Annotated in this window: 19 protein-coding genes; 6 read left to right on the forward strand and 13 right to left on the reverse strand. The window is 40.8% G+C overall.

What is annotated here, in order from left to right:
- Positions 1–157: 157 nt before the first annotated feature.
- Entirely contained in the window at positions 158–1,558 is a 1,401-nt protein-coding gene (locus ABJV04_RS09420) for a hypothetical protein (protein WP_348491271.1), read from the forward strand.
- A 13-nt stretch (positions 1,559–1,571) separates the two neighbouring features.
- On the opposite strand, the gene ABJV04_RS09425 is transcribed toward ABJV04_RS09420, so the two are convergent.
- From ABJV04_RS09425 to ABJV04_RS09450, 6 genes are all read right to left on the reverse strand, one after another.
- Positions 1,572–3,104 (reverse strand): diguanylate cyclase, encoded by a 1,533-nt coding sequence (locus ABJV04_RS09425; protein ID WP_348491272.1) that lies wholly within the window; start codon positions 3,102–3,104, stop codon positions 1,572–1,574.
- Positions 3,105–3,541: 437 nt separating this feature from the next.
- Positions 3,542–4,519, reverse strand: a complete 978-nt coding sequence (locus ABJV04_RS09430) for a mechanosensitive ion channel family protein (RefSeq protein WP_348491273.1) — start codon at positions 4,517–4,519, stop codon at positions 3,542–3,544.
- A gap of 17 nt (positions 4,520–4,536) precedes the next feature.
- The gene (locus tag ABJV04_RS09435; protein WP_348491274.1) at positions 4,537–5,022 is read right to left on the reverse strand and encodes a hypothetical protein; all 486 of its coding nucleotides are present in this window, start codon (positions 5,020–5,022) and stop codon (positions 4,537–4,539) included.
- 297 nt (positions 5,023–5,319) lie between these two features.
- Entirely contained in the window at positions 5,320–6,942 is a 1,623-nt protein-coding gene (locus ABJV04_RS09440; protein ID WP_348491275.1) for a diacylglycerol kinase family protein, read from the reverse strand.
- A gap of 203 nt (positions 6,943–7,145) precedes the next feature.
- Positions 7,146–8,072: a phospholipase A gene (locus ABJV04_RS09445; RefSeq protein WP_348491276.1), complete on the reverse strand. Its 927-nt coding sequence runs from the start codon at positions 8,070–8,072 to the stop codon at positions 7,146–7,148.
- A 318-nt stretch (positions 8,073–8,390) separates the two neighbouring features.
- Positions 8,391–8,825: a hemerythrin domain-containing protein gene (locus tag ABJV04_RS09450; RefSeq protein ID WP_348491277.1), complete on the reverse strand. Its 435-nt coding sequence runs from the start codon at positions 8,823–8,825 to the stop codon at positions 8,391–8,393.
- Positions 8,826–9,075: 250 nt separating this feature from the next.
- On the opposite strand from ABJV04_RS09450, the gene ABJV04_RS09455 reads away from it, so the two are divergent.
- A complete protein-coding gene (locus ABJV04_RS09455; RefSeq protein ID WP_348491278.1) occupies positions 9,076–9,486 on the forward strand; it encodes a DUF2177 family protein in 411 nt (136 codons plus the stop codon).
- Between the two features lie 130 nt (positions 9,487–9,616).
- Here the strand turns inward: ABJV04_RS09455 and ABJV04_RS09460 are convergent, their stop codons facing one another.
- Both ABJV04_RS09460 and proB read right to left on the reverse strand, forming a co-directional pair.
- The gene (locus ABJV04_RS09460) at positions 9,617–10,864 is read right to left on the reverse strand and encodes a glutamate-5-semialdehyde dehydrogenase (protein WP_348491279.1); all 1,248 of its coding nucleotides are present in this window, start codon (positions 10,862–10,864) and stop codon (positions 9,617–9,619) included.
- Positions 10,861–11,964, reverse strand: coding sequence for a glutamate 5-kinase (proB, locus tag ABJV04_RS09465; RefSeq protein WP_348491280.1), 1,104 nt, complete (start codon positions 11,962–11,964; stop codon positions 10,861–10,863). The genes ABJV04_RS09460 and proB overlap by 4 nt, the downstream gene beginning before the upstream one ends.
- 328 nt (positions 11,965–12,292) lie before the next feature.
- Here proB and ABJV04_RS09470 point away from each other — a divergent pair, with 328 nt between their 5' ends.
- Entirely contained in the window at positions 12,293–12,769 is a 477-nt protein-coding gene (locus ABJV04_RS09470) for a MarR family transcriptional regulator (protein WP_348491281.1), read from the forward strand.
- Positions 12,770–12,935: 166 nt separating this feature from the next.
- Here ABJV04_RS09470 and ABJV04_RS09475 read toward each other — a convergent pair whose 3' ends face one another.
- The 5 genes from ABJV04_RS09475 to ABJV04_RS09495 all read right to left on the reverse strand — a co-directional run bounded on the left by ABJV04_RS09475 (position 12,936) and on the right by ABJV04_RS09495 (position 22,100).
- Entirely contained in the window at positions 12,936–16,673 is a 3,738-nt protein-coding gene (locus tag ABJV04_RS09475; RefSeq protein WP_348491282.1) for a translocation/assembly module TamB domain-containing protein, read from the reverse strand.
- A complete protein-coding gene (locus ABJV04_RS09480) occupies positions 16,670–18,418 on the reverse strand; it encodes an autotransporter assembly complex family protein (RefSeq protein ID WP_348491283.1) in 1,749 nt (582 codons plus the stop codon). Before ABJV04_RS09480 ends, ABJV04_RS09475 begins: the two co-directional genes overlap by 4 nt.
- 109 nt (positions 18,419–18,527) lie before the next feature.
- Positions 18,528–19,865: a magnesium transporter gene (locus tag ABJV04_RS09485; protein WP_348491284.1), complete on the reverse strand. Its 1,338-nt coding sequence runs from the start codon at positions 19,863–19,865 to the stop codon at positions 18,528–18,530.
- Between the two features lie 17 nt (positions 19,866–19,882).
- Positions 19,883–20,872, reverse strand: coding sequence for a zinc transporter ZntB (locus tag ABJV04_RS09490; protein ID WP_348491285.1), 990 nt, complete (start codon positions 20,870–20,872; stop codon positions 19,883–19,885).
- Between the two features lie 388 nt (positions 20,873–21,260).
- Positions 21,261–22,100 carry a mechanosensitive ion channel family protein gene (locus ABJV04_RS09495; RefSeq protein WP_348491286.1) on the reverse strand — a complete coding sequence of 280 codons (840 nt, stop codon included), beginning with the start codon at positions 22,098–22,100 and terminating at the stop codon, positions 21,261–21,263.
- 267 nt (positions 22,101–22,367) lie between these two features.
- Between ABJV04_RS09495 and rimK the strand changes: the two genes are divergently transcribed.
- The 3 genes from rimK to ABJV04_RS09510 are packed head-to-tail and all read left to right on the forward strand — an operon-like array spanning position 22,368 to position 24,757.
- Positions 22,368–23,273: a 30S ribosomal protein S6--L-glutamate ligase gene (gene rimK, locus ABJV04_RS09500; protein ID WP_348491287.1), complete on the forward strand. Its 906-nt coding sequence runs from the start codon at positions 22,368–22,370 to the stop codon at positions 23,271–23,273.
- Positions 23,273–24,301: a succinylglutamate desuccinylase/aspartoacylase family protein gene (locus ABJV04_RS09505; RefSeq protein WP_348491288.1), complete on the forward strand. Its 1,029-nt coding sequence runs from the start codon at positions 23,273–23,275 to the stop codon at positions 24,299–24,301. Before rimK ends, ABJV04_RS09505 begins: the two co-directional genes overlap by 1 nt.
- Positions 24,302–24,757 carry an ATP-dependent zinc protease gene (locus tag ABJV04_RS09510; protein WP_348491289.1) on the forward strand — a complete coding sequence of 152 codons (456 nt, stop codon included), beginning with the start codon at positions 24,302–24,304 and terminating at the stop codon, positions 24,755–24,757. It begins immediately after the preceding gene.
- Positions 24,758–24,765 lie beyond the last annotated feature (8 nt).

Genomic DNA, 24,765 nt, shown 5'->3' on the forward strand with positions numbered 1-24,765 from the left:
TTTATTACTAGTTTGTAGGCGCTACCCTTTGACTATCTAGTGTCATTGGTTATTTACATTAAACTTGAACAAGCTGTTTGCGTTAATCAATTGAAATATTCATTAGCGAAAAATAGCTTAAAGTTTATACTAATCTAATTAAAGGGAGGGAATCTTGATGGCAACAACAAAAAAACAAGCGGTGGTCCTAGTTCACGGTATTGGTGAACAGAGGCCAATGGAAACGGTAAGAGAATTTGTTAAATCAGTTTGGGTAAAAGATACCAATTTAGATAACACTCGCTTTTGGAATAAGCCCAGTGAAGTATCCGGTTCTTTTGAGCACCGTCGTCTTACTACTGATTACGCCACTATTAAAAATAGTTCCTCAAAAGAAACCACCTCTCGAGTCGACTTTTACGAATATTACTGGGCGCATCACACTGTTGGTACCACTTTGGAGCATTTGCGGGGGTGGGTTTTCTCGATGTTAAGACGTAAACCCAGTGATTATCCTTCCGCTTTAAAGCCAATGATTTATTTATTGTGGGGGTTAATCTTTACTATATTAGCCATTTTAATTTCTATTAACTTTTTCGAACCGACAGATAGCGGCAAAGGAGGTGTGAGTCTACATAAGATTTATGAACTGTATATAAGCCCTGTTTTACTTGTTCTTTTAAGTATTGCAGTTGCAAAAATCGTCAGCTATCTCGGTGATGTGGCTAGGTACATTACGGCTACGCCATCTAACATAAAAGTCAGAAAAGAGATTCGAGATGGCGGCGTTAAATTACTGGAAAGTATCGCTCAAACTGGGAAGTATGACCGCATTGTTCTTGTTGGTCACAGTCTAGGTTCGATCATTGCTTATGATGTGTTAATTCAATATTGGGCTCGTAAAAATAAATTCAAAAATGCCGCTGGGGAGTCGTTACCCCTGTCTGAGGATGCATTAAAACTAATCCATGCAATGGAAAGTATGGATCATCTTCCTAACGTTGATGAATATCGTAAACTTCAACTTAAATTATTTGAACAGTTAAAACGTGATGGAGAAGCCCACGGCGAAAATAGCGGGATGTCTCAATGGCTGGTGTCGGATCTAGTTACCTTAGGTAGTCCTCTAACTTATGCTGATTTTTTATTGTTTGATAATAAAATGGACTTTGTAGATAGAAAACTAGACCGTGAATACCCTACATCGCCACCTGTGAAGGAGAATGAACATTACTACTATCAAACTGGAGATGATAAGTTTTTGCATCATGGTGCGGTTTTTAGTCTAGTGCGATGGACAAATATCTACTCTAAACCCTTTAATATTTTCTTCGGAGACTTGATATCGGGCCCTGTAAGTAGAGCGTTTGCAAACCCTCAAATTTCAAAAGATCTGGTGTCTGAAGAACAACCTGATTCACCTATTTTAGATATTGACGTCGAAGCCGCTTACCCTAATCGTTACCCGCGATTATTTACCCATACTAACTATTGGCGTTGGCACGACAGCTTCGATCGAGAAGGTGCTCCTGAACATATATTAAAACTTCGGGAAAGTTTAGGGCTAGTTCAGTGGTAATACGACTTTAAACTCAGTCGTTGTTTAGGTCACTTTCATCGTTGAAGTAGTGAATTGCATTGCGTCCTTGGGTTTTCGCGGTATACATTGCTTGATCAGCATTTCTGAATAAAGCATCAATACTTTGGGCATCCTTTGGAAACAAGGCAATTCCGATACTGGCAGTACAAAAAACATCTTTGCCTGCGAGTTTGTATGGTTGCGCTAGGGTCTCTGAGAGCTTTTTAGCGACATGTTTAACATCTTCAGGCAAAGTGGTGCCGATAAACACCACAATAAATTCGTCTCCACCTAAGCGAGCGGCAATGTCGTTATTTCGAATACAGCTTGTTATTCGTTTGGCACATTCAATTAGCACTGTATCGCCGGCCTCATGGCCTAAAGTGTCGTTTACACTCTTAAAGTTATCTAGGTCCAACATTGCAATCGCAAGTTGTTTAGAATCTCGCTGGGCATTAGCGATGGAGTTAGCTAAATGTTCATGCAGTAGATTACGGTTTGGTAGCTTTGTTAAACTATCATAATGGGCTTGTTGCCATATAATTTGATCTGCTCTTTGTCGCTCTATTGCGATACGGGCAAGGTTTACAAATTGCTCAATGAGCTTAAATTCAGAATTTTTTAGGGTGGTAATTTTACTGTAGTAAATGCAAAAAGTGCCAAGTACATTCCCTTGATTGCCAATGATCGGTTCGGACCAACAGGTTGCTAAACCCGCTTTCTGCGCCAATTTTGCCCATGCATTCGAATTAGCCTGAGCCGCAATATCTGACACGACTACTCTTTTTCCCGTATACGCGGCTTCGCTGCATGGCCCCATTCCAGGGCCTATAGGTGAGCCATCTACACCTTTATTATAAAATTCGGGAAGCTTTGGGGCGGTCCCTAAGGTTAAGCTTTCGCCTTTTTTATCGATTAATAAAATGCCGCAAATGGCTTCTGGGATTTCGTTTTCTATGGCTTGAGTAATAGCAGGTAGCACCTTGGAGAGTTTATTGGACTTTACGATTAACTCGAGAATCTTAGTGTGCAATTGGTTAATTTTACCTCTTGCCATTAACTGCCGATTTTTATTTTGCATAAAAACTGAAAATATTAACGAAAAAGCATTGGTGACGAGAAATGCAGCGATAATACGAGGTAGGGTGAAACTGTCAAATTGCTCATAAGTCATCAAGCAAACAATAATAATTAAAACAGCGTTGAATAAGCCTGCAATTAAAGTGGGTAACAAGTAGAAGCTGGCTATGATGATAGGAAAAACCCAGTAAATTAAGGCGGCGCCTTTAAAATAAATGGCCAGTATGATGGTTACTTGAGCAACAATGGCAAATAAACCACTAAATAATTTAATCTTCCTGGTAAACCAAACCCCAAGGAATGTGATGAAAATTCCACTGACTGCAATAAAGTCCACTAGAATGTGAGCTTTGTCATCGCCTAAGAAGGTTAAAATAAAAAAAGGAAATAATATTAATGTTGCTGAACCGGTAATCGCTAAAAGGATAACCTCTTCTAGTGAGCGATTTTTCATTCTAACTGTCATGGGAAACTAACATCCTATTCATGAGTTACCATTCTCAATACTTTTCATTTCTAACTGATATATATAGTCTGTTTTATGGCCATGTTGATTCTTCAAAGTGAAGCATATAACCACTAATTATCTATGCAAAAGTTCAAAAAGGCTATTGGCTATTAGTCTAGGTCAAAGCAGCTTGATTGCGAATATCACCATCGTTCAAATATTCAGTTTAAGGGGTAGATTGTTAATTTAGCCGTTTTTCCAAAAAATACGGATTATTGGGTGAGCATCAGACGATATTGTATCTGCTAGTATGGTTGTGTTGTAAAAGTTTTTTGAGGTACTGCAGAGATTAAAAATCTAGCATACTACTTAGCTGGATTTCCGTAGGTTATTCTCAAAAGGTTGCACGGACTCAACATGCTTTTGAGCCCGTGAAACTTTAGGAACCGAGGTTATTAATTCGGCTCGTTATTGGAACCTTGTTCAGATTGGGGGGCTGACTCCGAGTCGTTAGCAGAGCTGTCACCTTTATCATTGTTATGCTTACTGCTTAGCATTGTATTCAGTTTCTCACCGCCTTTGGCACCAAAATCGAGTGTTCTGATGGGGAAAGGGATCAGGATATCTGCTTCTTCTAAGGCTTTTTTAATCTTCACAACGGCTTCGTGTCTGGCTTGCATAAACCCTGTTTGGCCGGGGTACTTAATCCAAAACCACACTAATAAATCTACACTGCTAGCGCCAAACCCCTCTGCAAAGACAGCAGTTTCTTCCTTATTAATCACAAAATCACACTGATTAATTACCTCTACTAGTTTTTCGGCAGCTTGTTCGGGATCGTCTCCATAGGATATCCCTACAGGTACCTCTATCCGTCGTCGTCCAGTAGATGAATAGTTAGTTAGAATATTTCGGAAAAGTATTTTGTTTGGAATAACTTCAATTTGACCAAAGAACGTTTCTACTAGGGTATTTCTCAGATTGATGGTTTGCACCGTTCCAAAAACTTTGTCTGCTTCGATTACATCACCAATTTGAAACGGTTTTCGAATACCCATGGCAATCCCTGCAATAAGGTTTTCTGCCATATCTTGGAAGGCAAACCCTAAGGCCAAACCGACGATGCCAGCACCTGCTAATAATGAGGTGACGGTACCAGTCAAACCCAAGAAGTCTAGGGCTATAAACAGTCCAGCTACTAACACCATTGCTTTAATAATCGATGCCAACAGGTCTGCAATTTGTTTCGACTCTAAGGTTCTGCGCAATACATTACGGACACCTCTTCCCACAAATTTAGCAATAATGCCGAATAAAATGGCAAGTAGAATGGCGACGACAAAATTCGGTAAATGTTTAACTCCTGATTCCAGCCATCCCTCTAATTTGTCGTGAATTAAGGTCCAAAATTTATCAATCTCTATTAGTTCCATGTTGAATACCTGTACGTCTATGATGTTTCTTTATCTGAAATTGAAGATGTTAATTCTGTCAGCTTTTGATAGGTCACTACGATTTGAGCGACTACATTGGCAATGGCTGCTTTTACTTCGAGTTCGCTGGTGGCGCTGACTGCATCATTTAATTGGCTTAAATGTTGTTCTTCAACTTCAATGAGATGCTGAACCAAATCTGAGGGACTCAAACCGACCTGTTTACTTAAAACATTCTGATAATAATCTTCGATGGAGGTGGAGGTCATGGTTTCTTGTTCAGGCAAGTTGTAGTGTTCTTCACCAATTTTCACAAGCTCAGGGATTTGCTTGAAGTAACTTTTAGCGGTATCGAAGCATACTTGCTTAACAGCATAGTGCTTAATATTTTGACCTATAAGGTTGTAAAAATCGCCGCCTAAGCGACACATTTGGATGACAGCTTTGAGGAGTGTGCGGTTAGTTTCCTGTTGATCTTCTTGAGCATTACTATTAACTGACATTTTCAACTCCTTAATGAGCTTATTTCGGTTTCGAAGTGCCTTGCTGCTAGCACCCTATATAGCAATTTTTTGTAAAACACTATGCAACCATATTTAACATTCAGCATTCGTGCCATAGAGTAAGATATTGAATAATATTGTCTTTTTGATTTTTTCAAACTTGACGAGCTTGAATGGAGAGTAAATTTTACATAGTAATTCTAGAACAACTTGTAGGTTTAACAATGTTACAGCAACATTGCGTACCGGTTATCGATACAAAAAGTGGTGTTGTAGTGCTTACTTCGCTGATAAGTTCTAATTATCCAGCTGAGTGAAAACTTTCAATGACTGGGGTTGTTGAGTAACCTGAATACTATCTGCTTCACGGTTCTCTCCATCCACAACATACTTCAGCTTTCCTTCTCCGTTAACCGTTATTTTCTTGGCTGTAAGATGATGGATATTGTCGTTATCGTCACTATCGATTAGGGTTCGCAATGCCAGTTGGGCAAGTTTGAGGTAATTTTCCCTGGCTGTTGAAGTCTTGGTGAGCCAAGTAACATCTAATAACCCATCAGTAAAATCGGGTAGACCGCCTCCTTGAGCTAACACCGTTGTAGCTGGTGCTGCATTGGCGATAACTAAGCTACCAGTGTGAATGGATTGGGGATCATTATCGTCTATTTGAATGCTCAAGTTAGCCGAGTTGTTGACTTCTATGGCATCGTACAAAGCACCAATATAGGCTAGTTGACCACTATTGTTCTTTTCATCACGATCGGCTTTTTCAATCATTTTTTGTTCAAAACCGATACCAACGACTAGTAGAACAAGTTCATCGTTACATGTAGCTGTATCAATTAACTTTTCACTACCTTCAACAATAGCATTACATGCGACGCTCACGGGGGATACTTTAGATGCTGGCCCATACAAGGCATGACCAAGAGCATTCGCTGTCCCCATCGGCATTATACCTAAGGTAAGATCTGTATTAACAATTTGCGAAGCCACCTCTGTCAAAGTGCCATCACCGCCACAAGCCACTATATACTTAGCTCCTTGTTTAATAGCTTTTTGTGCCATTTCTTTGCCATCTTGATCTGGTGTGGTTTGGTATATTTCAAGATCGTAGTGAGGAGATAAGCGTTGAATAATTTCTTCTTTGCTGTCTTGCCATTTACCGCCGCCAGCAACAGGGTTTGCCACAATCGCAAGTCGGTTCTTTTGAGTGAATACCCCTTGGCTGTGCAAATCTTTTAATTTTTTGAGTTGATGTTTATTCAAACGAGCAGTAGAGCGTGTTTGATTAATCTCCTGAATAGCTTCTTCCACCCTTAGCTCAGGGTTTTTACTTAATAAATAGGCAGCCATCACTAATACAGAGCGGCCCCTACCTAATGCACAATGCACTACCGCACCTTTGCCGGCTTTTATATGGTTGTCTAACCAACTGATGGCTTGCAAAAGATCTTCTTTAGAGGGGCTTTGGTGATCTAATACCGGGACATTTAAATAATCCATATTTTCACCCTGTGCTGACACATCTAGCCCGTCAAACTCTGCAGTAACATCGAGTACGGCTTTAACATTTAAGTGATTCAACTCTGGCATGTCTGAAGGGAAGAGACGGCAAGCTAAAAAAAGGTTTTCACGAATTTTCTGGATTGGTGGAACACTGTCGTTTTTGCGCGCCCAAGCGTTGTACAACTGCACACCAAAAAAGAACGGGATAAAAACCCACTTCACGTAAAAGGGGATAGAACCATCAATTTTTTTTCTGAAAATTTTAGGTGATTGAAGAGCGTAGGCAAAGGTAACTAAGACTAGTGAAAAACCAACCCAGATAAACAGTGCTTTAAGCAACAAACTATCTACTAGCAAAGCAAGTGCTAAAGAAAGTAAACCACCCAGCCCATAGTATTTTATAATAAACATACTTCACCTATTTCGAAAACTGAATCTACTCGACAAAGTAAAGCGAACTGCGTGCCAACCTTATTGGTTTTTATCTTATTGAATTATATGATAAAACCTTAATTACATTTGTCTGTTATCGATTAACGACGCAATAAATACAGACACTTTCGTAGTTTTTACATTCTATTTTTAAAGTTTTTCTCTAGAAATAGGGTTATTCATTATAAATATTTGAGCTGAATACCTATTCCGTAACGCTGTTGGTGACGATTGTAATCAATCAAAGAATCGCCGTATCCGTTAAAATATTGGAAAACCACATCGTATCGTTTATTTAAAGGATAGGTGATATTCAACTCAATACTGCCTTTATTATCTGATTTTAAATTGTTTCTCAATAAAGTAAGAAAGTTGAAATTACCGACTTTTTTACCATAACCAATTTCAAAGTGGCCTAAATAATCAGTGATATCTGGATTGTCATCGCCTTCAGAACTGTTGATAGTTTCCTTTTCATCTTCTGGAATTCGATACCAAGCTTTTAAGTAATAAACTGAATCTTTATCGCTAAACAATGCAGAGGCATATAGACGGTTCCAACTTCTAGATTTTAAACCACTTTGGCCATTGGAATTATGATTTAAACCTAAATGAACTTGGTCGAATTTTATACCTAGAAAACGATACTGAGTTTTCCAAAAATAGAAAATCTCTGGTTCGTAGTTGGTTTCTCTAAAAGGCTTTGACGCTTCGTCGTTATATACTTGCCAAAATGAGGTCACACTAAAGCCAGCATATACTCCCGACAAGTTATCTTCGTTTATATGGATCGGCAGTTTTACACTGATTTGATATTTTGCTTCTAAATTGTCGACGTTCTCAGAATCCAGTTCTGTTACGCCTATGGTGTTCGGGTTTTTTACGTAAGACACCGGTAGAATATAATTGGTTTTATACTGCGTTATGGCGAACGGTATTTTTAATGCTAAATCATCGGAGGCGTCGCGTTTTTCCGTTAAGGTTTCCTCGGTCTCATCCGGTTTAACTTCCAACTCCGAATCACTAATAACTTGGGCCATGGTGAATTGACTGCTAAATAGACTGATAAGACAGACAAAGTTCACTATCCTTTGATTTAAACGTGCCATAGAAGTTGCTGCTCTGATGAATGAAGTGAAGGGATCTTTTCATTATTTACCGCCATTTAAAAGCATAAAAGTAAAGTTTTCCATAAATAATCAACATTACTCTATCGTGGCTTTAAAGTTTCGGTGGAATCTATGCTTGCAGCTTTTCTAGGTTTTGAAATCTTCACCCAGAGATAATCTAATTTGGTTAGCAGCAAGTGGGCAATCAAACTGTCTAATAAAAAAAACCACCGTTCTCGGTAGTGACGAAAACGATGGCTTGCTCTAGAACTTAATCAGAGCAACAGGACCCTAAGTAAGGGGAGAGGAACAATAAATTTAGTGAGCTTTCTCCATTTCACCTTGATACTTGTCAGCAAGGTTATCTTTTTGAGATGCCGTTAATACTTTGCCTGCTTGTTGGAAAAACTCTTGTTCTTCCTCTGCTAAGTGATGTTCGACTAAATGTTTAAGCTTTTTCATGGTTGCTAACCAACCAGGTGACGTCATTTCAGTCTCATCCAGCTTTTCAAGTAACTCATCAATTTCATGATGCTCAGCAATAGCATGTCTTGATTGTTCAATTGTTTGATCAGACTTCATCAACGGCGAGTAAAAATAACGTTCTTCGGCGATGGCATGATCTACTAGCGCCTGTTTGAGTTCAGCATAAAAATCTCGACGGCTCTCTGTATCTCCAGAGGTTTCGACTAATATCTTCATTAGAAGACGTTGCTTTTCATGGTCTCTACGGATTGCTTCAAAAATTTCCATTGGATTCTCCCTAACAAATGTTATTTGATTAAAATCGTCATTACTAAGTAGAGTATTGCGAACTTAATGCCACAACTTATCAATTGATTTAAGTCGTTGAAAATTAATTATTAATTTTTGTTTTGGGGTTTTCAAAAGGTAAGCCAATAGCCATAGTGACGGAAATTATTACAGCGCAAATGTATCTTTTTCAGACTTGAGGGGTATAAATACCTGATGTTTAAATTCAAACAAACACAGGGAGTAATAAATGAAGTCATTTTTCATAGCTTATGGGGGAGTTGCGGTCTGTTACCTTATTTTGGATGGTATCTGGCTGGGGTTAGTTGCTAAAAATAGTTATCTTGAGGCCATGCAGGGGATGTTGCGAGAGTCTTACCCTATGACCCCTTGGGTAACCTTCTATTTGTTGTATTGTGCTGCGGCAGTGTATTTAGTGGTGCTGAAAAATATAGATGCACAGTGGTGGCAGGTGTTTTTAGACGGCGCTGTTTTAGGCTTGGCGGCCTATGGTGCCTATAATTTAACGAATTATGCAATCTTGGAGGGATGGCCGTTAGGTATCACCCTGAAAGATTGGGCATGGGGAACTTTTGTCACTGCGGCTAGCAGCTTATCGGGATGGTTCTTGCTAAATTACTTTAGCCAGGACAGCCTTTAAGGTATGTGAAGACGTTTAACTAGAAAAATAACCAAAAAAAATGCGAAAGCTAATAGTCGCTTTCGCATTTTTTTAGAAGTGATAAGTACTGTGGGCACTTAACAAATGGGCACTAATAAGCACATATTAATTAAGCGCGAATCTGACCATTGCCATTTACCAAATATTTTTCAGTGGTTAATGACTCTAACCCCATTGGTCCATAGGCATGCAATTTTGTGGTTGCTATGCCTATCTCGGCACCTAAGCCTAATTGACTGCCGTCGGAGAAGCGCGAAGAGGCGTTGACCATTACTACAGAGGCATCAACACTGCGCTGGAAACGCTTAGCTGATACTTCGTTTTGAGTACAGATTACCTCAGTATGGTTACTACCGAATCTTGCAATGTGATCTAGTGCTTCGTCCATGCTATCGACTGTTTTGATCGCAATTTCCAAATCTAAATACTCTTCACCGAAGTCTTCATCTTGAATGACATTGCAACGTGCAATGTGCTCGGCAGAGCGTTCACAAGCGTTGATTGTCACTGAGTGACGAAGTAACACATCGCTGACGATGGGCAATATTTGTTCGGCTATGTCTTTATGAATAACCAGCCCTTCTATTGCATTACATACGCCAGTGCGCTGAGTTTTGCCGTTAATCAACAATTGAATTGCTGTTTCAAAATCAGCATCGGCGTCGAAATAGAGATGACACACCCCTTTAAAATGCTGAATAACCGGTATTTTACTATTTTCAGTAACGTAATTGATTAAGCCTTCTCCGCCACGGGGGATCACCACATCAATAAAGTCACGCTGCTCTAACAATTCCTGCATCAACTTTCGATCAGGGTTAGGTACAACAGTAATGAGCTCAGGGGGTAAACCATGCTCGACCAGTACATTTTGTAGAATTTCTGAAATCGCTTTACTCGAAGCAAGCGCTTCTTTACCACCACGTAAAATAACCGCGTTTCCTGATTTAAAGCATAAGGCACCAGCGTCAGCTGTAACATTAGGGCGTGCTTCATAAATCATACAAACTACCCCAAGAGGGACGCGCATTTTACTAATTTCTAATCCGTTGGGACGTTGGCCCAATTCACGTTGGATACCCACAGGGTCGGCTAGATCGACTATGGTTTCAATGCCCACAGCCATATCTTCTACTCGCTGAGTATTCAAAGTGAGTCGGTCCATCATGGCATCAGATAATTGTGCTTGTTTAGCATTATCTAAATCCACTTTATTTGCTTTCAATATATGTTGCTCGCCATTTCTCAGGGCTTTAGCCATGTCTCGTAATACACGGTCTTTCTTGTCGGTATCCAATACCGCTAGTGTTCTGGCTGCTTTGGCAGCCTGTAGAGATAGGTCTCTAATTAAACTCATTGTTTCTCCAATAGTGCTATATTTTTCTCAGATATTATTGGCCCAGTCTGACGCTGAAATTCGTTGGCAAAATCTTGATCGGTCTGCTCAGCAATAAATGTCAAAAGACAACTGCTGTAGTTTGAGCGTGCTTTTGCTAATCGAGTGCCGTCGTCTTTACGTACAAGCACTGTATCACCAACTGAAAAGCTGCCTTTAATTTCGAGAATTTCATCACTCGTCAAGGACTCTTCGTCGTCTAGGGCTGAAATATCCACATCATTGTCTACCACTACGACACCTTGCTCTTTGGACGTATGTTTCATCCAATGCTCGTGTTCTTTCATGGGGGTTTCATAGGGTTGGAAGTGAGTACCAGGGTTTTTGCCTTCCAGCAGCATGTTAAAGGTTATTTCGGTAAACCCATTGACGATAAAGGTATCAATACCATGGGAAACCGCTTTTTCAGCCGCTTCAATTTTAGTCCGCATTCCGCCTGTACCGGTAGCGCTGGTGGCTCCACCAGCCATTTTGTAAATGTCTTCATCGATCACTGAAACCCAAGATAAAAGCTTGGCATCATCGTGAGTATGCGGGTTTTTGTCATATAAACCATCGATGTCAGAACAGATGATCAGCGAATCTGCGTCAGCTGCACCTGCTACCATAGCAGCTAGGTTGTCATTATCACCAACACGCAAGTTGTCGGTTGTTACGGTATCATTCTCATTAATGATAGGAATGATGCCATTTTCGAGTAATGTGAAAATAGTTTCTCGAATGCTCACATAGCGTTCCCTATCTCTAAGGTCACCATGGGTCAGTAGGATCTGCGCAGATGGAAAGTCGAACAAACGGTCCCATGTCGCCATCATTTCGGTTTGTCCTGCTGCAGCCATTGCTTTTTTGATAGCAATGTTCTCAGTTTCACCCTTAAAAAGGTGACGTCCTGCAGCCACTGAACCAGAAGAAACCAAAACCACTTCGATTCCTTTAGCGCGACATTTAACAATAAATTGTGCGATTCCCAATAGAAAGTGTGAACTGCATCCTTGATTTTTAGGTGCAATAAGTGCGCTTCCCACTTTAATTACGATTCGTTTCCAATTAAACGTATTCATTTTTCCTGCTTAGTTACTATTAATAAATTTGATTCAAGCTAATTAATTGTATTGAATTAATTAGTGTACGAACTATATTATCCCTTTTTTTGCTCAAATAAGCAACGACGGGGGGTCTAAGCAAGCAGTGGCAATTGTTAATATAATGATCATGATGGATAGCTATTTACCCTATCCACTGGTATATGAATTTATATTCATTTGAATTGAATTATTATTCATATTTTCCCTTATAAATAATTGTAAATAATTATATTAAAACGCTTTTTTATTGCGCTATTTCCTTTATTTGGTAGAGTTCAATGCAAATTATTAAGTAAATAGCATCATGAAAAAATACGAATCCCTTTTAGTTTCTCTGCGTAAGGTCATCCGCGCAATCGACTTGTATTCAAAGAAGTTGAGTAAAGAAACTGGCTTAACCGCCCCTCAACTTATTGTCTTACAGCACATTTCTTTCAGCGATGGGGTTATGGTGAAGGACATAGCAAACAGCATAAATTTAAGTTCTGCGACTGTAACCAGTATTCTTGATCGGTTGGAAAGTCGAGGGTTCGCGATCCGTGAAAGGTCTGCGATTGATAAACGTAAAGTCGAAATTCATCTCACAGAGGCAGGAAAAGAGGCAATTAAAGGCTCACCTACCTTGTTGCAGCAACATTTTATTGCCCGTTTTGAAGCCATGGAAGAATGGGAACAATCGCAAATGCTTGCGACTATGGAGAGAATGGCTTTAATGATGAATGCTGAAGATATCGATGCCGCGCCCCTGTTACAAGTCGGCGGAATTCAGGCCCCTGAATAAGGCGTGTCGAGTTCATACCAAGTTTAGCTACTTTTAAATTGTTTAGTGTTCTAATTGATTTGCATAAAATTGATTCAAATAGCCATTTAAATGAATTTAGCGCTAACTATCGTGGATGAAATCCAATAATTTTTGACGACAATCTATCTCTAGTAAGGGATTGTTGTTAATCGTTATCAGAGCTGGAGCTAGACTCCAAACTAAACTGATAATATATGTCCAAGGCTTGTTCAACACCGCTAGTCGCTTCTAGAAATAGTTTTGGTAATATTTGGTAACGCAAGGCAACTTCCGTTGACGAATCAAACACATTCACGCCGTACCTTAATTGCACTCCAGGCGCTATATTTCCAGATAAAGAAATTTGCGTACCATCATCACCGCTATTTGCACCTAAGGCTAAATCTTCGATACCTAATTTTCGGCCTAATTGATCAACTTTATTTTCACTTCCTTTAAGCCCTTGGCTAAGCAGAGCGGCGGCAAGCACTTGGTCATTAGAAGCTTGGCTTTCACTGCCTAAACTGCGACCCATTAGTAAATAAGATAAGGCTTCGCTTTGAATCAGCGTTGGTTCGGAGAATATCTCTACGGAAGGTTGCTCGGCAGCACCTGTGACCTTAACACCTGCAATTACGTTATCCTCGGTTTTTGTTTCGTCACGAATAGCCCTTATGTCCAAGCGAGGGTTATCTAAGGGACCAGAGAAAATAATATTGCCTTTCTGAATCACTAAATCTTGCCCATAAGCTTGATAAGTACCATTGATTAAACTGAGGCTGCCGTTACCTGTCAGTTTCTGGTTTGACTGTTTTAATTCTATAGCTCCGCGAAGGTCGGTTTCTAAACCAAATGCGTCTAGTTTTACATCATCACTTTTTTGCGGATCAATATTGACACTGAACACCATATTTAGGTCACGAGTCGCGGTTTTTTCCGCAATTGGCTCGTTGAGGATTACGGTGTCCTCAGAAGGGGATTGAGCATTTTCCGGTAGATCTTTGACTTTAATGCGAGCATAAAATACATCGGCGTTACCAGATACATTAATCGCATCCTGAGTCATATCTATTTGTAAGTTTGGTGAAAATCGGGTTCTGACTATATCGCGATATTCCAATTCAAATGTATCACCCTTCAGGTTAAAGTCACCAATAAGCTGTTCTGACCAATCCAGAGACCCCGAACTGCTTCCTTCACCGTTACCAAATTTGAAATCTCCATTTAGTTTGGCACTTTGACCGCCAAATTCCATATCTTGGTTCCAGTCTGACACTCGTCCAGGAATTTGTTCTCCCGTGAAATTGAAGTTTTTAAGTTGCAACTTACCATTTAAAAGTGGTGTTTCTAAATCACCAGAAAGGGCTAAATCTCCGTTAACTGAGCCTGATAATTCAGTCAATTGTGGGATTAGCTCTTGGTATGGCTTAGCTAAAATTTGGGTTAATTTTACCTTACCTTGCAAACTACGCTTCTGTTCAAGTTCGTTAATGGTTAAGTCTAAATCAATAGCACCTGAGGCTTGGGTTTGAAAATCGAAATGGGATACCAATTGTTCACCATCTATAGACATATCAAAGGCTAACGTTTGCATCTTTATGGTTTTTTTTAGACCCTTAATAGTAATATTGCTTGGTGAAAAGTGTCCTGCAATAGTTGCAACGGGTAAGGTATCAGCTACCCACTTACCTTTAGCGGTAAAATAAAACTGGGTATCGGTGGATATATTCTGTAACTGGGGTACGAATTGACTCACCACTTGTAATAACTCAAGTTGATTACCATGCACGTCGAATTGCGCGACTTGATCTTTGAAGCTGGCTTGATTAACACATAACTCAGCTTGCTGATCATTCCAGCAGTGCGCATCTATCTGATAGTGGTGATTTTGCCAGTCAGCGATTAGTTGCGGCTTTTGTTGCTCTAAAGAATAAGCGCCCCATTGACTGGTGAAGTTGCCTTCTACCCATGAACCTGTCCACTTAGTTTGTTCAAGTTGTCCTTCGATTCTAGAGTTTATTTTAAAGGCTTGGCTATCCACCAACGTTATCAACTCATGTTGCTCTCCATCACCACTGAGCTCTATTTGAACATTATTAATTAATTGTTGATTAATCACTAATTGCTCAAGGTCTGTGCGGATATCAAATTGTTTGTTCTTGTCCCACTTGACCTGTCCGTTAGAAACTAAACTGCTTAGTGAGATTGTTTGGAACTTAAGTTGAGAGGCTGAAAATTGATAATCAATCGTTGGCTCAGTCAAAGTTCCAGAAATAGAGGCGTTTAGTTCAGTGTTTCCTTGTAAGTCTGGATAGAGCTGAGTTAACTCTTGACCGTCAAGGTTTATGATGGCTTCCAGTGCATTCTGACTATCCAACTTTCCGTTGATGGATAGTCTGTTGTCACCATTAGACAGCACTAAGTCTGGGATCTCGAGACCCGTACTTTTATCATAAAAAGCCTGGCCGTTGGCTTCAAGAGGGTAACCTAACCAATCACCATCGGCGCTTAGTTGTTGTACATTTGCTTGCAGGGTTTTTGGGCCATACACCCCATTGTGTTTTAAGGTGGCGTTAATATTTCCCTCTAGATCCGCCCAGAATAATGACGGTTGGATTTGTTCAACTTGTGTATTGCCTTGCCAGCGAGCTTGGTCGGTTAGGATAATCTCTGCGGTGCTATTTATATTTCCACCAAGAGTCTTAATTTGTCCCTTGTTAAGTTGAATTTTTTGATTGTTACCATTTGCCTCAATTTGTACCTGAGTTTCAGGAATATTGCTTGCCGACAAACTAGTTAGTAGGTCAAATTGGTAGTTTTCTAAATCACCCTTTAAGCTAAGATTGCCTGACGATATTTGGATAGGCTGTTCTAACGGCAGAGTTAAAGGTTGCCAGTCAATTTCTACATCTACGGGTAATTTTGATGAATTTAATGTGGCCGAACCTTTGGCTGTGCCATTGATATCGCCCGTCGCCTGAGTGTAAAACTCTAACGCGTTTAAGTCTCCATCAGCTGTGGCTTCCACAGTTAATTGATTTTGATTATTAGTCGTTGTCTTAAGCATACTTGAAAGGGCTAAAACATAATCTTGATTTAGGGTTAGATCGACTTGCACGTCGACTAGTTCGTGTTGCAACTCAAAGTTATTAACTGCAAGGTTGCTATCGTCGATACGAATTGCTGTTACTAAACGATTGAATGCAAAGAGTTCCTGCTCATTTTGCAGCACAAGGGCGTTGCTAATATTTATGTTTTTAGCATCCAAATCAATGGGGATCTTCAATGGCGGCAATTCAATGGGGTGATATTGCCAACTAGATATTTGTGCAATATCTATTGGGGTTGGTTGTTTTGCAACTGCCGGTTCAGGATTTACTAAAAGGATTTTCGGTTGATTAATTTTCAATGACTCTACAGTTAAGACATCGTGCATATTTAGGTTGGCGAATAATGACTGCCAAGAAAGGGTGGCGACGTTTTCAATCTCTACCAATAGGTTGTTGAGTTGGATGTTTGGCGCAATCACTGCCACCGGTAAAGTAACTTTCTCAACACTTTCTTGATTGTCGGTAGGCTCAGTTTCGGCCACAAAAATGGTGGCGTTAGCCAAAGAAATATCACTTAGGCAGACTTGTATTAGCATACTGCAAGACCAATCAATGTTGGTTTTGAAATTGCCTACCTCAACATCAATAGTTTCTGATTTATACTCGATTTTGGGTAATTCAAGGGTACCCAATAAACCACCCGATTTATGCTCAATTCTAAGGCCGTCAACAGAGTTGTTAGCGATGGCAATGATCGCTGAAGTTCCCCATGGAGTGAAAAGAAAACCTAGCAAAGCCAATAAAAACAACAGTATAAATGCTGTCCATTTCCCTGTGCGTTTTAACCACATCATAAAGCTGGCCCCATTGCTAAATGCAATCGTACTGAATTGCCGTAATCACCATGACCACTGGCGAGGTACACTCGAATGGGGCCAACTGGTGACATCCAACTCGCTCCAATCCCCACGCTATAAGCTAACTCTTGCAAAGGTTCATTACTCGCTCCACCTACATCAGTGAATATTGACGCTCGCCAATCATCTGCCACAGGGTAACTGTATTCTAAACTTGCAACATTCAAGTATCGCGCCCCTAAAAGCTCACCTTCTTCTCCATCTTCATCAATTTGCCTAGGCGCTAATGATTGGTATGCAAACCCTCTGACGCTTTGGTCGCCACCAGTAAAGTAACGTAAATCGGATGGTACTTGAGCAAAGTCACTGGTAGAAAGAGCGCCCACCTCGGCACGTGCCAAAAATCGATGGTCTCCAATACTGCGTAACCACTTAGTTTGGAAAGTAACTCTGGCTAAGTTGATATCAGAAACAACCTCATCACTTGCCGTTTCTATAGTGAGTTGCTGCATATCACCCCAATTCACATCTAAACCTCCTCTACTGCGATGACGAGAAAGTGTAAATCCGGGAATTAGTAGGGTAGTGGTTTGCTCTGGAGTTTCAGCTTGTTGGAAGCGTGATTGTTCTAAGCGAACGAAAGCGATTTTGTTCCACTCGTTATCTTCACCGGTCCAGTGTCGCTGCAAGGCTAAAGAGATGGTGTCACTGTTAGTATCATTATCATATATGGATTTTAAGCCAAACTGTGCGGTGACGTAGTTGTTCAACGGATCTTCAATTGGAATTTTGTATCTAACACTAGCGGTTTGTTTGGGTTCTGACACATAGATATCAGCACTCATACTGTGACCACGACTATTCACCCAAGGTCGTTCCCAGCCGAGGGTAACCCTAGGTCCAGTATCGGTAGCTCCTCCTAAGCCCACATCGAAAATATCTCTTGGTCGACTTACCGCAACCACTTCGATGGGAACCTGATTTTGTTCCGCTTCTTCCAATAGCGGGCGGGCAACTACTTGCCTAAAGTAATCAGTTTGTCCCAAACTTTGATTAAATTCGCCTAACTTAGATGCCAAGTAGGGTTCACCTACTTTAAATGGCAAAACCTGCATAATCAGTTCCGAAGCTCTTTGGTCTTGTGGAATTTTTAACTTACCAAACTGATAACGAGGACCTGTCTGATATTCGAGACGTATTTCGGCAGTACTAGACTCCACATCAACCTTTATTTCACTGGTTGTAAATTTACTATCAAAAAAGCCTCGATTTAAAGCGGCAGAGTTAAATTTGGATTTGGCGGATTTATATTTGTTATGAATTAATGGCTCACCTTTTTTAAGGGGAAGTGAGTTAATTATCGATTTAAACCCTTCGTCATCTTTACCTTCGCCGGTAACTATGACATCCAGTTGAGTAATTTTTACTTGTGGACCTGATGTGATGGTAAGTTCAAGTGAGCTGCATTTCTCAGGGGAATCGAAACCAATAGAGTCAATTGACACGTTATAGTAACCGAATGCCTGACTAGCTTCGGTGACTTTATTCTCAATAGTAATTTTTTCATCTATCGATAAACTACAATCGGCTGGAGCCGAGAGGGTACTAAGGTGAGCAGTGATATTAGTTTCTAGAGCGCCATCATCGACACCCTCTAATGCCACGTCAATTCCTAAAGCCTGCCCACTACTAATAGTAAGGAACAAGCTCAATAACCAAGGATTTTTTAATTCTTTAAACACTAAATAAATTATCCAACTAATTCAGACCTAACAACTAAACTAATGTTTTAGTTATTCTCAACACTATGCATAAGCAAAATTCGTGACAAAATAAAAGACGTCTAAGTTATCAGAGTAAAAAGAGTGCACCTAAACCAAGAAAAGCCACAAAACCAACAATGTCAGTGACAGTGGTTAAAATGACTGAGCCGGATAACGCAGGGTCTAATTTTAATTTATCTAATAACACGGGAACGCCCACGCCAGCCAAAGCTGCCACACATATATTGACTAGAATAGCACTGCCGATAACCAACCCTAACATAGCGCTGCCAAACCAATAGGAGGCAACTGAAGCTATAACGATGGCCCAAATTATGCCGTTTAGCCCACCAACTTTGAGTTCTTTGATTAAAAGCGCTTTTAAGTTTGCCGCATTGACCTGCTTAAGAGCCAAGCCACGAATAATCAAGGTTAAAGTTTGACTCCCAGCAATCCCCCCCATACTGGCTACTACAGGCATTAAGACCGCAAGAGCCACAACTTGTTGCAAGGTTGCTTCAAATAAACCAATAAACCAAGACGCTAAAAAGGCGGTAATTAAATTAATACCTAACCATAACGCACGGTTCTTGGCACTTTTTTGCACCGAAGAAAAAAGATCCTCGTCTTCATCCATACCTGCACTGGCCATCAGTTGACGCTCGTATGATTCATTCAGTAATTCACAAGCGGCACCAATATCCACACGCCCTAAAAACTGAAAGTTTTCATCAACTAATGGTAAACTCGTGTAACCCGAACGCTGAACGTTTAATGCCGCACTATTGCAATCATCAGTGGCTTTCACAATGGTAATGTCATCCTCGGCAATATCTGCTAGATGTGTGTGTTCCGGCGTCGAGTAAATTTTGAAAAGCTTCACTGCTTCAGAATATTGTCCAGCTCTATTAACTAAATAAATACAGTCTGCGTAATCTGGAACTTCCCGTCGTAAAAAGCGCTTTGCATCGCTGACCTTGGCAGATAAAGGTAAAATTAAGTTTTCTGAATTGCGCCAGTGGCCTATTTGTTCCTCAGGATATTGATTTGCACCTTCGTACAATTGTCGTTGTTTTTTATCCATGGCAGCTAGGGCGAGGTCTAATAAACGGCTATGCAAAGAGTCTGATAACTCTAGTAAGCTTTCCGCATCAACATCCGTAAATAGGGCTTCTAGTTCTTCATCTGGTGTGGCTGCTAGTAAGGTTTCTCTTGGATCCCCACGCATTTCTACCAACACATCGAGTTGTTTATGGCGAGGTAATGCATGCCATGCACTTAAACGTTGTTCTAGAGGTAAAGACTCTAACAACAGCGCTATATCGGCTTCGTCCTGAACGGCTATTTTACTGTGCAGTAACTCGCTATCAGATTCATCATCGAGATTGACTGCTTCATGGATTAAATCGGAAATTTGCTCTGACATTTTACTTCTACCTTAATTTATAACCATTTTTTCCACAGCATTGCTGCCAACATGAATATTGCGAGAACTAACATTGATGTGGCCAAATAGTTAAATGCTTCAGGATTTTCCGTGCCTGGTAAACCCGCTACATTCATGCCAAATATACCCGTTAAGAACGACAATGGGAGAAATATAGCCGTCACTAAGGATAATACATACATGCGCATCCCTTGCTGCTCAGCAATACGGTTGCGCAGTTCATCTTGTAGAACCATTGCTCGTTCTTTGGCTAAATCCAGATCCTCTACATAGCGAGCCATTCGGTCGGTTAAATCCCTTAATTCGAATGCCTGTTCTTGATTAAAGAATTTAGCCATTCTAAATAAACTATCTAGGGCATCTCTTTGTGGTGCTAAGTATCGCCTTACGGCGGCGGATTTTCGACGCATTAAACTCAAAGCATATCGGTCACTACTTTCCAGCCCACCTTCAGATTCGAACGCCGAAAGCTCATCATCCAATGCCTCTACCACTTCACTAATTCGACTGGCAATCTTGCCAATGAGTAACAATATAAAGTCAGCTGTGTCTGTGGGGGAGTCACCACTTTCAATCATATTCCTGGCATCTTGGACTGAAAATAGTTTACGGTCTTTGCGACGGGCAGTGATCACATGATGTTGATTAAACCAAATCCGTAACGACACCATATCTTCTAAATCTGAGTCGGGATTATAATTGATTCCACGTAGATAAATTAATACACCATTGTCTTGAAACAGGGCTCTTGGTCGGGTTTCTAAAGCCGACAGTGAGTCGCATATCACATCTGACAAGCCTAGATTTTTCATGGTGTCCCAAGCATCAGGAGTGTCGGATTGTAAATGTACCCAATGATATCCAGCAGTTACTTCGGGGGTGAATATATCTGTGGTTTTAGCATCGCTACAGTCGCCTTTTTCATCAACAAATAATGACCAAATTAGACTACTTTGTACCACTGTATGCTGATTTTGATCAGACATCTATTATTCTCCTTGTCCCTTTTTCTTGCTGAAACCCGAAGGTGTCAATAATCTGAATGTTGATTTGCAAAACGTCCCACCCAATAAGAAATAGATATATTGTTGGCTTCAAATCCCGTTTGCTGATGATTACATGTCTAAATGCATCCTTCATAGCCTTCAGTACGTTGAGTATAGTCGCGAGATCATCATCTTATAGGAATACCAGACAATAAATTTTGTGTGACCCCTGCACGTTCAACAGACAGTTTGATGGTGATCCGTTAAATCAGTTCATAGCAATTGAATACCCAGCAGAAACAACTTCAGCTAATCGACAATCAGCAGCTGGATAGTCAATAGGCATGCAATTCCCCTTTAGTTATGGGCCTGTGCCTTGTTCGCAGATTCAGTTTCTATGTTGAGGGAGTTGTTGTAGTTTATTGAACTCCACAAACCATAATTCCATAAACTCTTGCATGATTTTTTGTTCTATTTCTATGGCTCTTTCTGTAGGACAAAAAATAGTACAACGGATTTCGGTATGTCCCACGTTATTTGTTGACACCTCTATCACAGGTTCGGGACCTGGAATGGTGACATCTAGGCGTCGTTCGATAATTTGATTGTAACGGGTGGCGACATCATAGAAATCTGCACATTGATGTTTAGCTTTTTCGCGCAAATTATCAATGATTAGATATGGATTGATATCTTCATCCCGAGTAATAGTGAAATGATGGGTTACATAGCGTTTCAAAAAATTCAGATTTTTGATGGGGCTACTGATCAACCTGTTATTCGGAACATAGAGGGTTTTACCTGAATATTGATAGCGGTCAATGTCGACTTCTAACATAGTCGTTTTTACCCAATCTATGGCCGATACTTCACCGGCAAAACCATCCACTTGAATCCAATCACCAATTCTAAACGGGCGAGTAGACATCACATAAAAGAAGCCAATAATGCATTGAATAAACTCCCTGGTTGCAATCACAATTGCCACCGCAAAGGCCGCGATAGAAAGCGCAAAGTTTTGAATTTCGTCTATCCAAAAGCTGAGCAAGAGCACTATCATTATGAAGTTCAGCAAGTTTTTAATATTACTCACCAAATAACGCTTATCTAGTCCTTTTTTCTTTGCCCGTTTGCGCACTAGGCTGACCAACGAATATTTGAACGAAATCATCACTATGGCAACGGCCAAAGTGGAAATTAAACGATGTTGGTAAATCAATTCGATCATGCTCAGAATGGGGTGTCCTTGGTTGCTGCAAACCGGTGTTTTTGCAGAGCTGAAGAAATATTATTTGCTAGGCTACAGTAGACAGAGAATGAGTACAAAATGTTTATTTAAAACTGTTTATAGCAGTATGCAAATTAACGAGTCAGAGGCTATTCTTTTAATTCTTTAGGTAGCAAATTAAATTGCACAAATATTCCTCAAAAATAGCTTTGTGGTTTACCTAAAGGCCAGTACTATGCAGCCCATTTTATCATACGGAGTTTTCCAATGCGTATCGCAATATTATCGCGAAATCCTAACCTCTATTCGACTAGAAGGCTCAAAGAAGCTGGCGAGTCCCTAGGGCACACTGTCGATATCATCGATACCATGCATTGTTATATGGACGTCACTAGCAGTCGACCTTCGGTGCGCTACAAAGGAAGCGCCTTACCTCAATATGATGCGGTTATTCCGCGGATTGGGGCGTCTGTAACCTTTTACGGCACTTCGGTAGTTAGACAGTTTGAAATGATGGGAACATTTTCCATCAATGAATCTGTTGCAATTAGTCGCTCTAGAGACAAGTTGCGCTCACTGCAATTGTTATCTCGTAAAGGGATTGGAATGCCTCGGACCGGTTTTGCTAATCATCCAGATAAAATTGATGATTTGATTAAAAACGTAGGCGGAGCTCCGGTAGTGATCAAATTATTAGAGGGCACTCAAGGAATTGGTGTGGTACTAGCGGAAACCCAAAAAGCCGCTGAATCTATTATTGAAGCCTTCATGGGGCTCAATGCCAGCATCTTGGTGCAAGAATTTATCGAAGAAGCTGGAGGTTCAGATATACGCTGTTTAGTGGTCGGTGGAAAAGTTATTGCGGCTATGAAACGACAAGCCGCCGATGGTGAGTTTCGCTCTAATTTGCACCGAGGAGGCACAGCAACGGTTGTGAGGCTTTCTCCTGAAGAGCGCAAAACAGCGGTAGATGCGGCAAAAACCATGGGCTTAAATATGTGTGGGGTAGATTTATTGCGCTCCAATAATGGCCCAGTGGTGATGGAGGTTAACTCATCTCCAGGGTTAGAAGGTATTGAAAAGGCCACTGGCAAAGATGTAGCTGGCATGATCATTACATTTCTCGAAAACAACGCTAAACCCAATCGCACGAAAACCAAGGGTAAAGGCTGATGGAAGATCTTATTATTGGTGGCGTAGCAATACGGGCAGGGGAGAAAAAGCATGTGCATATTGAAATGCCGCCCCTATATACCGATACCAACATGTCTATTCCAGTGTATGTGCAACGAGGCAGAAGAGCTGGCCCCACTATTTTTGTTAGCGCTGCTATTCATGGTGATGAATTAAATGGGATTGAAATTGTTGGTCGCTTAATTAGAAATCGTTCCATTAAAAACTTGCGAGGGACCTTAATTGCGGTGCCTATGGTGAATGTGTATGGGGTGCTAAACCAAAGTCGTTATTTACCCGATAGACGAGACTTGAACCGTAGCTTCCCCGGCAGTAAAAAGGGCTCATTAGCAGGTCGTATCGCTCACACCTTTTTGAAAGAAATTGTGGCCAAGTGTGATGTAGGAATTGATCTACATACTGGCGCTATCCACCGAAGTAATTTACCTCAGGTGAGAGCAGATTTGGACGACCCAGAAACCTTAAATATGTGCAAAGCATTTGGTTTGCCGGTGATGCTTAACGCAGATATCCGTGATGGTTCTTTGCGTCAAGCTGCGGCCGATCTAGGAGTAAAGGTGGTTTTGTATGAAGCAGGCCAAGCCCTTCGCTACGATGAGTTTTCTATTCGTGCGGGCGTCAAAGGTATTATCAACATTATGCGAGACATCGGCATGTTGAATAAAAGCAGCTCGAAAAAAGAGCATGCTATAGAGCCTTTCATTGCCCGCCAAAGTGGCTGGGTAAGAGCCCATGAAAGTGGTTTTGTTCAGCATGTTGCCCAGTTGGGTGACCATGTGGAAAAAGGCGACCCTTTAGCCCGAATCGCTGATCCATTTGGTAACGAGTTGGGTATGCTGTTATGCCCAGCAGAAGGAATTGTCATCGGCAAACAGAATATTCCTTTGGCTCAAGAAGGCGAAGCTATGTATCACATCGCTTATTTTAAACAGCCAGATAGCGTGGCTGAAAATGTTGAAATGTTGCAAGATAACTTGGTACTGGGCGAAGTGCCCATGGTTTATTAAATGGGAACCTTAAAAGTGCAAACATACCAAAATATGCCAGTGATCGGCGCATTAGAGCTATGTAACTTACCTGAACTAAGCATTCAAAATTTAACTATGCGGGTAGATACGGGAGCGACAACCTCCTCTTTGCATGTGGATGATATTGAAGAGTTCGAAAAAGACGGTGAAACTTGGGTGAGCTTCAATATTCACCCCCATATACATGATGTAAATGAAATCGTTCGACGTGAAGCGAAAGTTGCAGCCGTGCGCAAGATAAAAAGTTCTACTGCCACCCGCGAACGTCGGTATTTAATTGAAACCCTGCTGGAAATAGCAGGCCGGTCTTGGAAAATTCAACTGAGTCTCACGGATCGTTCGGAAATGACCTACCTCATGTTGTTAGGTCGAGAGGCGATGAGTGGGCGTTTGTTAGTTGATCCAGGTGAAGAGTATTTGCTTGGTCAAAAGTAGTAAGGCAC

The organism is Aliiglaciecola sp., from assembly GCF_039982535.1.
Lineage (GTDB): Bacteria > Pseudomonadota > Gammaproteobacteria > Enterobacterales > Alteromonadaceae > Aliiglaciecola.